12 protein-coding genes and 1 riboswitch are annotated in these 11,769 nt (G+C 72.9%); of the genes, 7 read left to right on the top strand and 5 right to left on the bottom strand.

All coding sequences use genetic code 11. From position 1 onward, the window contains the following. Positions 1-123 precede the first annotated feature (123 nt). A complete protein-coding gene (locus tag ACH4S8_RS20435) occupies positions 124-780 on the bottom strand; it encodes an SCO2322 family protein (protein ID WP_398395854.1) in 657 nt (218 codons plus the stop codon). Beyond that, a complete protein-coding gene (locus ACH4S8_RS20430) occupies positions 777-2,018 on the bottom strand; it encodes a prenyltransferase/squalene oxidase repeat-containing protein (RefSeq protein WP_398395852.1) in 1,242 nt (413 codons plus the stop codon). Before ACH4S8_RS20430 ends, ACH4S8_RS20435 begins: the two co-directional genes overlap by 4 nt. Positions 2,019-2,152: 134 nt before the next feature. Beyond that, a riboswitch (cobalamin riboswitch) is annotated at positions 2,153-2,216 on the bottom strand. A gap of 113 nt (positions 2,217-2,329) precedes the next feature. Between ACH4S8_RS20430 and ACH4S8_RS20425 the strand changes: the two genes are divergently transcribed. Continuing rightward, the gene (locus ACH4S8_RS20425) at positions 2,330-2,992 is read left to right on the top strand and encodes a phosphotransferase (protein ID WP_398395850.1); all 663 of its coding nucleotides are present in this window, start codon (positions 2,330-2,332) and stop codon (positions 2,990-2,992) included. A gap of 203 nt (positions 2,993-3,195) precedes the next feature. Here ACH4S8_RS20425 and ACH4S8_RS20420 read toward each other — a convergent pair whose 3' ends face one another. Beyond that, positions 3,196-4,275 carry an MBL fold metallo-hydrolase gene (locus ACH4S8_RS20420; protein WP_398395848.1) on the bottom strand — a complete coding sequence of 360 codons (1,080 nt, stop codon included), beginning with the start codon at positions 4,273-4,275 and terminating at the stop codon, positions 3,196-3,198. 193 nt (positions 4,276-4,468) lie between these two features. Between ACH4S8_RS20420 and ACH4S8_RS20415 the strand changes: the two genes are divergently transcribed. Together ACH4S8_RS20415 and ACH4S8_RS20410 are read left to right on the top strand one after the other, a co-directional pair. Continuing rightward, positions 4,469-5,926, top strand: coding sequence for an aldehyde dehydrogenase (locus tag ACH4S8_RS20415; RefSeq protein ID WP_398395846.1), 1,458 nt, complete (start codon positions 4,469-4,471; stop codon positions 5,924-5,926). A gap of 2 nt (positions 5,927-5,928) precedes the next feature. Further along, a complete protein-coding gene (locus tag ACH4S8_RS20410; RefSeq protein ID WP_398395844.1) occupies positions 5,929-6,162 on the top strand; it encodes a ferredoxin in 234 nt (77 codons plus the stop codon). A 154-nt stretch (positions 6,163-6,316) separates the two neighbouring features. Here ACH4S8_RS20410 and ACH4S8_RS20405 read toward each other — a convergent pair whose 3' ends face one another. Then, positions 6,317-7,018 carry a TetR family transcriptional regulator gene (locus ACH4S8_RS20405; protein WP_398395842.1) on the bottom strand — a complete coding sequence of 234 codons (702 nt, stop codon included), beginning with the start codon at positions 7,016-7,018 and terminating at the stop codon, positions 6,317-6,319. A gap of 239 nt (positions 7,019-7,257) precedes the next feature. Here ACH4S8_RS20405 and ACH4S8_RS20400 point away from each other — a divergent pair, with 239 nt between their 5' ends. The 3 genes from ACH4S8_RS20400 to ACH4S8_RS20390 are packed head-to-tail and all read left to right on the top strand — an operon-like array spanning position 7,258 to position 10,570. Then, positions 7,258-8,724: a glycosyltransferase family 4 protein gene (locus ACH4S8_RS20400; protein ID WP_398395840.1), complete on the top strand. Its 1,467-nt coding sequence runs from the start codon at positions 7,258-7,260 to the stop codon at positions 8,722-8,724. Continuing rightward, positions 8,718-9,491: a class I SAM-dependent methyltransferase gene (locus ACH4S8_RS20395; RefSeq protein ID WP_398395838.1), complete on the top strand. Its 774-nt coding sequence runs from the start codon at positions 8,718-8,720 to the stop codon at positions 9,489-9,491. The genes ACH4S8_RS20400 and ACH4S8_RS20395 overlap by 7 nt, the downstream gene beginning before the upstream one ends. After that, entirely contained in the window at positions 9,488-10,570 is a 1,083-nt protein-coding gene (locus tag ACH4S8_RS20390; protein WP_398395836.1) for a prenyltransferase/squalene oxidase repeat-containing protein, read from the top strand. Before ACH4S8_RS20395 ends, ACH4S8_RS20390 begins: the two co-directional genes overlap by 4 nt. A 76-nt stretch (positions 10,571-10,646) precedes the next feature. On the opposite strand, the gene ACH4S8_RS20385 is transcribed toward ACH4S8_RS20390, so the two are convergent. Continuing rightward, positions 10,647-10,940 (bottom strand): hypothetical protein, encoded by a 294-nt coding sequence (locus ACH4S8_RS20385; RefSeq protein WP_398395834.1) that lies wholly within the window; start codon positions 10,938-10,940, stop codon positions 10,647-10,649. Positions 10,941-11,179: 239 nt separating this feature from the next. Here ACH4S8_RS20385 and ACH4S8_RS20380 point away from each other — a divergent pair, with 239 nt between their 5' ends. After that, the gene (locus tag ACH4S8_RS20380; RefSeq protein WP_398395832.1) at positions 11,180-11,743 is read left to right on the top strand and encodes a hypothetical protein; all 564 of its coding nucleotides are present in this window, start codon (positions 11,180-11,182) and stop codon (positions 11,741-11,743) included. Positions 11,744-11,769: the final 26 nt, after the last annotated feature.

Here is an 11,769-nt window from a genome sequence, read left to right as displayed (position 1 = left end):
CGCTGGGGTCCCACGGGCCCGGGTTCCCGGTTGCGTCCGGGCAGGGGGGAGCCCCGCCGCACCGCGGGGCGGCCCGCGGTGCTGGTGGGGTGTTCGTGGTCGCCCTTGCTCATGACCGGTGCCTCAGCCCTTGCGCCGACGGGCCTGCCAGACGGCCGCCGCGCCCAGCACGGCCACGGCCGCCCCTCCCGCGAGCAGGCCCACCGAAGGGCCGTGACCGGCCGGCGCGGAGGCGTGCGGGTGGGCGGTCGCGGTCGGGCCGCCGGCCGCGACCGGGTCGCCGCAGCCCGTCTTCGGGTAGCCCGTGATGGCGCACAGCAGCGCGTTGGTGTCGTAGCGCAGCGGACCGGCGACCGCCGCCAGGGCCTCCGCCGTGCTCGCGTCGGGGGCGACCAGGGCGCAGGCGGTGCGCGCGGACGGGGGCGTCTCGCCGGACGGCGCGTCGGCGGCCGTGCCCGGGTCGATGACCAGGGCCACCCGCTTCTTGCCGTGCCGGGCGGGCGTCTTGGCGCATATCGCGGCGAACTCCCGCTCCCCGCGCGGCTGTACGGCGTGCTGCGAGTCCTCGCTCACCGCGAAGCGGAAGCCCTGGACGTCGCCGTCGGACGGCCGCGCGGTCGACGGGCCCTGGGTGGCGTACGTCCACTTCCCGCCGGTCAGGTCCCAGAAGGACCAGTAGCGGTAGCCGACGGCCCGGGCCTGCCCCGCGCCGCCGAGGACGAGGAGCAGGAGGGCCAGTGCGAGGGCGAGCGCGGGCGCGGGCGTCCGACGGCCGGTCACAGCTGTCGCTTCTTGTTGCGGCCGCTGATCAGGAAGCCGATGCCGATGCCCGCGACCAGGCCGACGCCGATGATCCACCAGACGCCGAGCCCGTTGCCGTCGTCCTTCTTCTCGTCGTTCTTCTTCTCGCTCGGGCTCGCCGAGGCGCCGGCCGCGACCGGACCCGGGCCGGTGGCGGCGAGCTGTGCGACGAGGTCCTTGCCGCCGAAGGAGCGCGGGTCGGTGCCGGTGGCGTGCGCGGCGAAGATGAGCTGCGCGTACGCGGCGGGGCCGGACTTGGCCGCCCAGTCGCCGGAGTTCTTCTCCAGCCAGGCGAGCGGCTTCTGCGCGTCCTTCTTCGCGCCGATGGCCGCGAGGGCGACGACCGCGTCCGCCGTGTTGCCGTAGTCGGGCTGGTCCTTGGCGCCCGGGAGCGCGGACTTCAGGTACGAGGTCTTCGCCATCGCCTTGGCGAGGTAGTTGGCGCCGTTCCCCGCCGCGGTCGCCATGTCGGGGGCGTCGGATGTGACGCAGCCCGTGAGGTCGAACGCGTAGCCGGTCGCCGCCACGAAGCCCTGGCCCATGCCGGCGGTCACGCCCGCCGCGGTCGCGTCCGCGTTCGCCGCCAGCTTGCCCTTCTTGTCGGGCTGGTAGGCGAAGGCGCCGTCGCCCTCGGAGTCGCAGGCCGTGGACAGCTTCAGCAGGGCGTCGTAGGGGGACTTGCCGTCCTTGGTGAAGCCCGCGGGCTTCTTGCCGACCGCCTTCAGCGCGCCGATCACGACGGACGTCGAGTTGGTGTCGCTGGGTCCGCCGGCCATGTAGCCCCAGCCGCCGTCCTTGTTCTGCGCGGACTTCAGCCAGGTCAGGGCCTTGCCGGTGGCGTCGTCGTGGCCGCCGAGCGCGCCGAGGGCCTGGACGGCGGCCGCGGTGCTGTTGGTGTCGACCTGCGTCTTCGCGTCGCACGCGGCGCTCGCGTCGGCGCGGTACGCGGCGAAGGCGCCGTTCGCGCACTGCTGGCCGGTCAGCCAGCCGATGGCCGAGGAGGCCGGGCTCTGGCCGACGGTGTGCTGGGCGAGCAGCGCGAGCGACTGCCGCCAGACGCCGTCGTAGGTCGGGTCGGCCGAGCCGAACAGACCCGAGGGGAGCGCTGCCGAGGGGGACGGCGAGGGGGACGAACCGGCGGCGGAGGCCACCGGCGCTACGACCGCCCCGATGACGGCGGTGGCGGCCAGTACCGCTGCGGTGCGGCGAACAAACATGACTCTCCCCTGCGGGGAGCCGGGCAGCACCGGGCACGCTCAGGCATCCGGGCGGCTCCGGCTCCGTATCCCTCGACGGTGCCGGCCGTCGGCGGGCTGCCGAGGGCACGAGCCGGTCACGTCCCGTGCGAGGCGATCCGGCTCACCGCCGAAGCGGCTCACGGTTGCGGGTCAGCGCCGGATTCGCACCGGCTTCTCCTCGTAAGGGTGTGATGACGACGCGCACACTCTACCGGCCGCCCGGATTCCGCCGGGTGTTGCCCGGGACACGGGCCGGGAGTGACCTGGGCGACATCCGCTAGGTTCGGGTCATGCGTACGGGGAGACTGCTCGGCTCGGGGCGTTCGGCGGATGTCTACGAGGTGGACGAGGCGTGGGTGTTGCGGCGCGACCGCGCCGGCTGGGGTGACGCGACGGCCGAGGCGGCGGTGATGCAGCACGTGCGCTCGCACGGCTATCCGGTGCCGGGTGTGCGGGCCGCGACCCGCGGCGACCTGGTGATGGAGCGGCTGTCCGGGCCGACCATGCTGGAGGCCTTCGGCCAGGGCCTGCTCTCCGCCCAGGAGGCCGGGCTCACCCTGGCCCGGCTGCTGCGCAAGCTGCACGCCGTGCCCGCCCGGCTCTCCGCCGACCCCGCCGTCCGCGTCCTGCACCTGGATCTGCACCCCGACAACGTGATGCTCACCCCGGACGGGCCGAAGGTCATCGACTGGTCCAACACCGAGGAGGGGGCGCCCGGTCTCGACTGGGCCATGTCCGCCGTGATCCTCGCCCAGGTCGCCGTCGGCGGCGAGGCGATCGGGGACGTGGCCGAGGAGACGCTGGAGGCGCTGCTCGACGGGAACGAGGACCAGGTGACCGAGGCGGGGCTCGTGGAGGCGGGGGCGCGCAGGGCGGCCAATCCGACGATGAGCACGCGGGAGGTCGAACTCCTGGGTGAGGCGGACGAGTTGATACGGACGCTGTTGGGCTGAGCGATCGGCGGGAGCGGGAGCGGGAGCGGGTACGGGCGTAGGCGCGGGCACCGGCTCGCGTCCGGGCGTCGGCGGGCCGGGTGACGGGTGTGGTGCGGGCTCGGCCGGGCGGGCCGGGTCGGCCGGTGTCGTGCGGGCCCGGCCCGGTCGGCGGGCCGGTGCGGGGATCGGCTCGATCGACGGGCCGGTGGTGTGCGGTGGCGTCACACCGCCACGTAGGTCACCGGATCGCTGCCCGGTACCGCCTCCGCCCGGCCCAGCTTCACCAGCCGGCGTATGTGGGCCTCGGCCTCGGAGACCGCGATGTTCCGCGAGCCGTAGGGGATGTCGGCCCAGGGGCGGTTCCACTCCATGCGTTCGGCGAGCTGCCAGGGCGTGAGCGGGGCGGAGAGCAGCGCGAGCAGGCCGGTGAGCCGTTCCTCGTGGTGCGCGAGCAGCTCCGCGACCCGGGACGGGGCGTCGGTGAACACGTGCTGGTGGGCGGGGAGCACCTCGGCGGGGGCGAGGCGCCCGACGCGCTCCAGGGAGTCGAGGTAGTCGCCGAGCGGATCGGCGATCTCCCCGAGGCCCTCGATCCCGTTCGCCCAGGGAGGGCGTCCGTGGGTGTCCGGGTCCTCGTAGAGACCGATGTGCGGGGTGATCCTCGGCAGCAGATGGTCGCCGGAGAACAGGCGTCCGTTGCCGGGCAGTCGACCCGGGTGGGTCTCCTCCAGGTGCAGGCACACGTGACCGGGGGTGTGGCCGGGGGTCCAGACGGCGCGCAGCCGGCGGCCGGGCAGGGGCAGGAGTTCGCCGGGGACGATCTCGCGGTCGGGCAGTGCGGGGGAGAAGCCGGGCAGGGTGCTGGGCCGGCGGACCGGCCTGTGTGTCTCGCGGAGCGGGGCGACGTGTTCGGCCGGGGCTCCGGAGGCCTCCAGTTTGGCGGCCATGTAGGCGAACCAGCCCTCGGGCCGGGTCTCCCGGGTGCGCCGGACGATCGCCGCGTCGGCGGCGTGCATCGCGATCCAGGCGCCGGACTCCTCCCGGACCCGGCCGGACAGGCCGTGGTGGTCGGGGTGGTGGTGGGTGATGACCACGCCGTGGATCTCTTCGACGGCGGTCCCGCAGGCGGTGATTCCCCCGACGAGGGTGTCCCAGGACGCGGGGTCGTCCCAGCCCGTGTCGACGAGGACGGGTCCCGCGTCGGTGTCGACCAGGTACACCAGCGTGTGGCCGAGCGGGTTGTCCGGGATGGGGACCCTGATCGACCGTACGCCCCCGCCGTGATCGGTCATCTGCGTCATGCGCTTCCACCCATCGCCGATTCCCGCCACTATAACTAGAACGGGTTCCAATGGGAGCCCGAGTCGACTGCTTCGTCCGGGCGGACGGCGGTGTCCGTGCCGTGGACTCGTGTGGCGGGAACTGGTATCTGTTCTCGTATCTGATGGAGCGTCAGACAAGGTGCCAGAGAGCGTCCTTGGGAGGCAGTCGGCCATGACCGAGCTCGTGGAACACGGACAGCTGTTCATCGGCGGGGAGTTGACCGACCCGCTCGGCAAGGACGTCATCGAGGTGATCTCGCCGCACACCGAGGAGGTCATCGGCCGGGTGCCGCACGCCTCGGCGGCGGACGTCGACCGGGCGGTCGCGACGGCGCGCAGGGCGTTCGACGAAGGGCCCTGGCCGCGGATGAGCCTGGACGAGCGGATCGCGGTCGTGGCCCGGATCAAGGACGCCATCGCCGTGCGCCACGAGGAGATCGCCCGTGTCATCTCCTCGGAGAACGGCTCCCCCTACTCCTGGAGCGTCCTCGCGCAGGCCCTCGGCGCGATGATGGTGTGGGACGCGGCGATCACCGTCGCCCGCGACTACCCGTACGAGGAGAAGCGCGACGGAGTCCTCGGCAAGCTCCTCGTCCGCCGTGAGCCGGTGGGCGTGGTGGCGGCCGTGGTGCCGTGGAACGTCCCGCAGTTCGTGGCCGCGGCCAAGCTCGCCCCCGCGCTGCTGACCGGCTGCACCGTCGTGCTGAAGCCGTCGCCCGAATCGCCCCTGGACGCTTACCTGTTGGGTGAGATCGCGAAGGAGGCCGGGCTGCCCGAGGGGGTCCTGTCGATCCTCCCGGCCGACCGCGAGGTCAGTGAGTACCTGGTCGGACACCCCGGGATCGACAAGGTCTCCTTCACCGGCTCGGTCGCCGCCGGCAAGCGGGTCATGGAGGTCGCCTCCCGCCATCTCACCCGCGTGACACTGGAGTTGGGCGGCAAGTCGGCGGCGGTGGTGCTGCCGGACGCGGACCTCGGCACCTCGGTCCCCGGGATCGTCTCGGCGGCCTGGATGAACAACGGCCAGGCCTGTGTGGCCCAGACCCGCATCCTCGTGCCCCGCTCGCGCTACGACGAGTTCGCGGACGCCTTCGCCGCGGCGGCGAACGCGCTGGTCGTGGGCGATCCGCTCGACCCGGCCACCCAGGTCGGCCCGCTGGTCGCCGAGCGGCAGCAGCGGCGCAACCTCGACTACATCCGCATCGGCCAGGAGGAGGGCGCCAAGATCCTGGCCGGCGGCGGGCGTCCGCAGGGCCTCGACCGCGGCTGGTACGTCGAGCCCACCCTGTTCGGGGACGTCGACAACTCGATGCGCATCGCCCGGGAGGAGATCTTCGGCCCGGTGATCTGTCTGCTCCCCTACGGCGACGAGGCCGAGGCCGTGAAGATCGCCAACGACTCCGACTACGGGCTGAGCGGCAGCGTCTGGACGTCGGACGTCGCCCATGGCATCGACATCGCCCGCCGGGTCCGTACCGGCACCTACTCGGTGAACACCTTCAGCCTCGACATGCTGGGCCCCTTCGGCGGCTACAAGAACTCGGGCCTGGGGCGGGAGTTCGGACCCGAGGGGTACGGCGAGTTCCTGGAGCACAAGATGATCCACCTGCCGGCCGGCTGGGAGGCCTGAGGATGGGCGACCGCTGGCAGGTCGGGGTCGACCGGTCCGTCTGCATCGGCTCGGCCCAGTGCGTCCACCTCGCCCCGGACGCCTTCCGCCTCGACGCCGGCATGCAGTCCCACCCCGTCGAGCAGGAGACCGACGCCAACGAGAAGATCCTCGAAGCGGCCGAGGGCTGCCCGGTCGAGGCCGTCATGATCTCTCTGCTGGGCAGCGGCGAGCCGGTGTTCCCGCCGGAGGAGTAGTCCGCGCGGCGGGGCACGGGGAGGGGGCGCCGCCCGGAGCCGCCTGTGCACGGCCGGACAGCGGCGGGGAGCGGGAGGCCGGATGACGGAACGAGCGGCGGTGCCGCCGGACCCGCTCCTCCCGCCCGTCCGGGGTCTGCCGGTCGCCCGGGGTCTACCGGTCGTCCGGGTCCGTCAGGTCGATCAGGCGGCAGACCGTCTCGATGTCTATCTTGACCTGGGCGATCGAGGCGCGGCCGGAGAGCCAGGTGATCAGGGCCGAGTGCCAGGTGTGCTCGATGACGCGGACGGCGGAGAGCTGGGCCGGTGTCGGGTCGTCGAGGCCCATCGCGTCCAGGATGATCACGGTGGTCTGCCGCGAGACCTGGTCGACCTCGGGGCTGACGCTGCGGTCCGCGAAGGTGAGCGCGCGGACCATCGCGTCGGCCAGGTGCGGCTCGCGCTGGAGGGCGCGGAACGCCCGCATCAGCGTCTCCGCCACCCGTTCCGCGGCCGTGTCCCCGGCCGGCGGCTTCTTGCGCAGCGTCCCGTGCATGTGTTCCAGCTGGTCCTGCATCGTGGCGACCAGCAGATGCACCTTCGAGGGGAAGTAGCGGTACAAGGTGCCGAGAGCCACCTGCGAGGACTCCGCGACCTCACGCATCTGCACGGCGTCGAAGCCGCCCCGGCTGGCCAGCTGCGCGCTCGCGTGCAGGATCCGGCGGCGGCGCGCCTCCTGCCGTTCGGTGAGCGGGGGAGAGGCGGGGTGCGAGATGGAGTGCGGCCGGGTGTGCGCGGTGCCGGACGGCACGGCGGGCGTGCCGGCCCCCGGCGCCGGTCGCGCGTTCTTCGAGTCGGCCTTGGCTTCCGCAGGCATGGGTCCGTTCCGTGACATCAGCGAGAGGGAGCGACGAGCCGGTACGACAAGGGCGGCACCACCGAGCGGATCAGTTGATTCCGCCGCCCGGTCGTGGCGTGAATCACCTGATCCACCGCTTACAGCGGCGCTACCTGCCGGTAGATTCAGTGCTCCGTGAACGATCAAGTCTGAAACTTGTTCTAGATTAGCGTCCCGGCGTAATCTCGCGGGAAAGTGCAGGGAGAAGGGGACCGGAAGTGACCGCTGAGGCCATGGAGGCGGACCCCGGGAAGGGCGCGGCAGCCGACGGGGAGCGACCCCTGCGCATCGCGCTCCTCACCTACAAGGGAAACCCGTTCTGCGGCGGCCAGGGTGTCTACGTACGGCACCTCTCGCGCGAACTCGCCCGCCTCGGCCACCGCGTCGAGGTCATCGGGTCCCAGCCCTACCCCGTGCTCGACGAGGGAGAGGGACTCGACGGGCTGAGCCTCACCGAGCTGCCCAGCCTCGACCTCTACCGCCAGCCCGACCCCTTCCGCACCCCCGCGCGCGACGAGTACCGGGACTGGATCGACGCCCTCGAGGTCGGCACCATGTGGACCGGCGGCTTCCCCGAGCCGCTGACCTTCTCGCTGCGCGCCCGCCGCCATCTGCGCGCCCGCCGCGGCGAGTTCGACGTCGTCCACGACAACCAGACCCTCGGCTACGGCCTCCTCGGGGACGTCGGCGCCCCGCTGGTGACCACCATCCACCACCCCATCACCGTCGACCGGCAGCTGGAGCTGGACGCCGCCGAGGGCTGGCAGCGCCGCGCCTCGGTCCGCCGCTGGTACGCCTTCACCCGCATGCAGAAGCGCGTCGCGCGCCGCCTGCCGTCCGTCCTCACCGTCTCCGGCACCTCCCGCCAGGAGATCGTCGACCACCTGCGGGTCGAGCGGGACCGCATCCACGTCGTCCACATCGGCGCGGACACCGACCTCTTCTCGCCGGATCCGTCCGTGCCCCAGGTGCCGGGCCGCATCGTCACCACCTCCAGCGCCGACGTGCCGCTCAAGGGCCTGGTGTTCCTCGTCGAGGCGCTCGCGAAGGTGCGGACGGAACACCCGGGCGCGCACCTCGTCGTCGTCGGCAGGCGTGCCGAGGACGGGCCGGTCGCCCAGGCCATCGAGCGGTACGGCCTCGACGGCGCCGTCGAGTTCGTCAAGGGCATCTCCGACGCCGAGTTGGTCGACCTCGTCCGCTCGGCCGAGGTCGCCTGTGTCCCCTCGCTGTACGAGGGCTTCTCGCTGCCCGCCGCCGAGGCGATGGCCACCGGGACCCCGCTGGTGGCCACCACCGGCGGAGCGATCCCGGAGGTCGCCGGCCCCGACGGCGAGACCTGCCTCGCGGTCCCGCCGGGCGACCCGGGAGCGCTGGCGGCGGCCCTCGGCCGGCTCCTCGGCGACCCCGCGCTGCGGGCACGGCTCGGCTCCGCCGGGCGCGAGCGCGTCCTCGCCCGCTTCACCTGGGCCAAGGCGGCCGAAGGCACCGTGGCCCACTACCGTGCGGCGATGGCCCTCTCCGCGTCCCGGCTCCGCCCGCGCGCGGGCACCGACGGGCGCGGCGGCGCGCCGGACGCCGGCTCCCCGGCGACCCCGGGAGCCGACCGCGCCGAGGCGGCGGAAGCCCCTCCCGCCGCCGAAGAACTAGTTGTAGCCAACCGCGAAAGCAGGGCCACGTGCTGACCGTCGACTTCTCCCGGTTCCCGCTCGCCCCCGGCGATCGCGTCCTGGACCTCGGATGCGGTGCCGGCCGGCACGCGTTCGAGTGCTACCGGCGCGGAGCGCAGGTCGTGGCGCTGGACCAGAACGCCGACGAGATCCGCGAGGTCGCGAAGTGGTTCGCGGCGATGAAGGAGGCCGGGGAGGCACCCGCGGGGGCCACCGCGACGGCCATGGAGGGCGACGCGCTCGCGCTGCCCTTCCCCGACGAGTCCTTCGACGTCGTGATCATCTCCGAGGTCATGGAGCACATCCCGGACGACAAGGGCGTCCTCGCCGAGATGGTCCGCGTGCTCAAGCCGGGCGGGCGCATCGCCATCACCGTGCCGCGCTACGGCCCGGAGAAGGTCTGCTGGGCGCTCTCCGACGCCTACCACGAGGTCGAGGGCGGCCACATCCGCATCTACAAGGCGGACGAACTGCTCGCGAAGATCCGCGGGGCCGGCCTGCGGCCCTACGGCTCGCACCACGCGCACGCGCTGCACTCGCCGTACTGGTGGCTGAAGTGCGCCTTCGGTGTCGACAACGACAAGGCGCTGCCCGTGCGGGCGTACCACAAGCTGCTGGTCTGGGACATCATGAAGAAGCCGCTGGCCACCCGGGTCGTCGAGCAGGCGCTGAACCCGCTGATCGGCAAGAGCTTCGTGGCGTACGCGACCAAGCCGCACCTGCCGAAGCTCGCCGGTGAGGCCGGCTCCGCGAACACCGCATCCGAGGCGGACGCCACGTGACCACTCCCCGGCGGACAGAACACCTCGTCCTGCCCGGGGTCCTCACCGCGGAGGAGGCCGGCGCCACCGTGCGCGGGATCCTCGCGGTGCAGCGCCCCGACGGAGCCATCCCGTGGTTCCGCGGCCACCACCTCGACCCGTGGGACCACACCGAGGCCGCCATGGCGCTCGACGCGGCCGGCGAGCACGAGGCGGCCGAGCGGGCCTACGAGTGGCTGGCGCGGCATCAGAACGAGGACGGTTCCTGGTACGCGGCCTACGCGGACGGGGACTTCGAGGACGTCACCGACCGCGGCCGGGAGACCAACTTCTGCGCGTACGTCGCGGTCGGCGTCTGGCACCACTACCTCGCGACCGGCGACGACGTGTTCCTGGACCGCATGTGGCCCGCGGTCTACGCGGCCATGGAGTTCGTGCTGCGGCTCCAGCAGCCCGGCGGACAGATCGGCTGGAAGCGCGAGGACGACGGACGGGCGGTCGACGACGCGCTGCTGACCGGGAGCTCCTCGGTCCACCACGCGCTGCGCTGCGCGCTCGCCATCGCCGAGCAGCGTGAGGAGCCGCAGCCCGACTGGGAGCTGGCGGTCGGCGCGCTGCGGCACGCCATCCGGTTCCACCCGGAGCGGTTCCTCGACAAGGACCGCTACTCCATGGACTGGTACTACCCGGTGCTCGGGGGCGCGTTGACAAACGCCGAGGCCAAGTCCCGCATAGAGGAGGGCTGGGACCGCTTCGTGGTGCCCGGTCTCGGGGTGCGCTGCGTGGTGCCCAACCCGTGGGTGACCGGCGGCGAGTCGGCCGAACTCGCCCTGGCGCTGTGGGCGGTGGGCGAGTCGGACCGCGCTCTGGAGATTCTCCAGTCCATCCAGCACCTGCGTGATCCGAAGTCCGGTCTGTACTGGACGGGCTATGTCTTCGAGGACCGGGCCGTGTGGCCCGAGGAGCTCACCTCGTGGACGGCGGGCTCCCTGTTGCTGGCGGTCGCCGCGCTGGGCGGCGACGAGCCCACCTGCGCGGTCTTCGGCGGCGAGCGGCTGCCCGTCGGCCTGGACCCCGACTGCTGCACGCCGGCCCGCTGAAGGTCCGGACGGTCCCGGCCGCCGGGACCGTCCGCGGACCGCGGACCCGCTGTGCGCTCCCGGCCGCCGGTGCCGGTCAGTGGCGGTGCATGCGGTTGGCCACCGCATGGCCGATGAACAGGTAGACGACGGCGGCGAGGCCGTAGCCGGCGACGACGCGCGCCCACGCCTTGTTGAAGGTGAACAGGTCACGCGACCAGCCGGCCAGCCAGCTCGCGGTGCTGTGGACGAACTGCACGAGGTCGTTGCCACGGTTGGCGTCGAGCAGATACATCAGGATCCAGAGACCGAGGATGACGGCCATGACGTCCGCGACGATCGCGATGACCGTCCCCGCCTGATTCGAGCCGTTGCGATATCTAGGGGACATGGACAGCGGATTGCCCGTCGGTCCCGGATGAAACCCGAACGGGTCCCGCCGCGTGCACGGCCGGCCCCGAACGGGTCCCGCCGGGTGGCACGGCCGCCGGGCCCGGGTGAGGCTGCCGGGGAGAGCCGTGCCCGCCCCGCGCGGGGCGGGAAGCGGCAGCCCGTGGAGAAGCCGTGTCCGCCCGCGCGGGGCGGGCACCGGCGGACCGGGGAGAGATCTCCCCTCATCCGGAGGATTCCGTGCCCGTACCGATACGGCGCCTGATCGTGGCGCTGACCCTCTCCTGCGTCCTGATCGGCGGTGCCACGGCCTGTGGCGGCGGAGGGTCCGGCCAGGACACCGCCGCCGTCGCGCAGATGGCCGCCACTCCCACGCCGACCACGTCGGCCCAGAAACAGAAGTTCGCCAAGACCCGCTTCGTGGCGAACGCGGGGCTCGCGGCCGGCGCCACCTACCAGTGGATCGTCAAGCCCTGGAAGGCGGGCAAGTTCAAGAAGGGCGCCAAGGGCCGCAGGCTCGCCCTGGTCAAGGCCGGACTCGCCGGCGTCTTCGCGTACAACCGGCTCAAGGCCGCCTCGAAGAACGCCAAGGGCGACCCCGCGCTGTCCAAGGCGGTCGCCCCGCTCGCCGCGGGGATCGCCGCGCTCAAGGGCCTGCCCGCCAAACTGCGCAAGGGCGACTCCACGGACTCCGTCGTGCACTCCTTCGACGACGTCATCAACCAGGTGAAGGCGGCCGGGAAGAGCGCGGGCGCCGAGGTCAAGAACAAGGTGCCGTCGGCGTCCCAGCTCAGCGGCGGCTAGGTCCGTCCTTGCGTCGACGGCCCAGT

Origin of the sequence: Streptomyces sp. NPDC021080, from assembly GCF_044333225.1 — a bacterium.
GTDB lineage: Bacteria > Actinomycetota > Actinomycetes > Streptomycetales > Streptomycetaceae > Streptomyces.
The sequence above is the reverse complement of the archived record's forward strand: the minus strand, read 5'-3'. Positions and strand labels throughout refer to the sequence as shown.